The 1,774-nt window shown below is 73.1% G+C and carries 1 protein-coding gene and 1 pseudogene; both read right to left on the reverse strand.

Annotated elements, in window-relative coordinates; genetic code table 11:
• Positions 1-718: 718 nt before the first annotated feature.
• The gene (botA, locus tag ACF08F_RS37595; protein ID WP_392303059.1) at positions 719-856 is read right to left on the reverse strand and encodes a bottromycin family RiPP peptide; all 138 of its coding nucleotides are present in this window, start codon (positions 854-856) and stop codon (positions 719-721) included.
• Between the two features lie 99 nt (positions 857-955).
• Positions 956-1,774, reverse strand: a pseudogene (locus ACF08F_RS37600) (RiPP maturation radical SAM protein 1); the annotation flags it as partial.

Genomic DNA, 1,774 nt, shown 5'->3' on the forward strand with positions numbered 1-1,774 from the left:
GGGAGCCGGGTGGGGGGGCGCGTCACCCGGTGGTGGGGGCCGCGCGCGGGGGTGGGGCGGCGCGCCGGCCCCGGGCCCGGTGCCGGCGCGCGGTACGGGGGCCCGGCCAGCCGCCGGAAGAGGAAGGCGCCGTAGTCGACGGATTCCACCAGCTCCAGCAGGGCGCCGGCGAGCGCGGCCTCCGGGTCGGGCGCCGCGGCCCAGCCGATGGTGCTGGAGAGCCGTGCGTCGGCGGGGCGGAGCACTCCCGTGCCCAGCTCCTGGCCGGCCGTCCAGGGGGACGACCAGAAGAGCGGGATCAGGCGGTCCGGGCCGCCCGCCGGTGCGGTGTACCGGCGGGTGAGGCAGCCCGGGGGCGCGGTCCGGACCCCGGACGCCCCGCCGGTGAACACCGGAGCGGTGTCGCCGGCGGGGGCCGGCGGGCGGACCACCGCCGCGAAGGGCGAGCACGCCACCAGGCGCTCCACGGCTTCGGAGAGTGCTTTCCTCCGGGCCAGGGGCTCCTCGGCGGCGGTGCCGTAGCCGTCGGCGGTCACGGAACCCCGTGCGGTCCGAATCCGGCACCGCACGGTCACGGTCTCCGCGGCCGGCCACGCGCGGTACGAGACCTCGCGCAGCTCACACGGGGTGGCCGACGTCCTCGACATGCTCACCTCTCGCCTTGGTGGTGGTCCGACCCGCCGGTGTCAGTCACCGGGACGGGTCCCGGTCACGGACGTCAGGCGGACAGGTCGTTCTCGGACCAGGCGCCCCAGGACTCCAGCTCCTCCAGTTCGAGGGCGCTGAGCTCCGCGTTGTTGGGGTCGTCGTTGAGGAAGTCCGCTGTCATGCAGTCGAATACGACCACGGGTCCCATGAGGGTGTTCCTTTCGTCGGTTCGTTCCGGACTGTCGGTCGGGTCGTTCCTGTGACGTGCCGGTCGGGGCGCGGGCCCTCGCGCGGTGCCGTCACCTCCCTAGGGACGGGTGGTGAGCGTGAGTGGTACGGGGGTGCGGGCGCGCCGGGGGGTGCCCTTCTCCGGTGGGGTGCGGTAGGCGGAGGGCACGGCCCTGGTGGCCAGGGCGATGACCTTGGTGCCTTCCGCGTAGATCCACCGGCGACGCTGCCAGTCGCTCAGCGTCTCCTGGGCGTTGTCCCAGCGTTCCCCCTGCCACCCCAGCTCCTGGAGGTCGCGGTGGCGTGTTCCGCCGATGACGGCGCGGTAGAGGCGGGCGTCGTCCCCGGTGAGGACGGTGTCCTCGGCTGGGAGCCCGGGGCGCCGGTCGGTCAGCGTGACGGAGTCGAAGCCGAGCCGATAGGTGAAGGAGGCTTCCTCGTGACGGGCGCGCCAGAGCCGGACGCGGGCGGCGAGCCGGCGTCGTACGGGCGCGTTGCGGCCGTCGTCGGTGAACTCCCCTTCGAAGTGGTAGGCGATGTCCCACAGCTCTTCGGGGGAGAGGTCGGGATAGACATGCCGGTAGCCCGGGAGCGGCCGGGTCAGGGACAGGCCGTACCGCTCGGGGTGCTCGACGTAGGGGCTGAACCGGTCGAAGCGGATCAGGGTGATGTGCGGCGGCGTCAGGTGCGTCAGCGACGCGACGGCGTCCAGCTGGGCGGTGATCGACGCGGGGGTCTCGTTCGGGTATCCGGTGAGGATGTTCCAGTCCGCCCGTACTCCGTATTCGGCGCAGCCGAGGAGGAAGCGGATGTTCTGGTAGGCGGTGGCGCCTTTTTTGAGGTGGCGGAGGCCTTCGGTGCTGAGGCTTTCGATGCCGGGTTGGACGGAGCGGATTCC

This window comes from Streptomyces sp. NPDC015130 (assembly GCF_043080005.1).
Classification (GTDB): Bacteria; Actinomycetota; Actinomycetes; order Streptomycetales; family Streptomycetaceae; genus Streptomyces.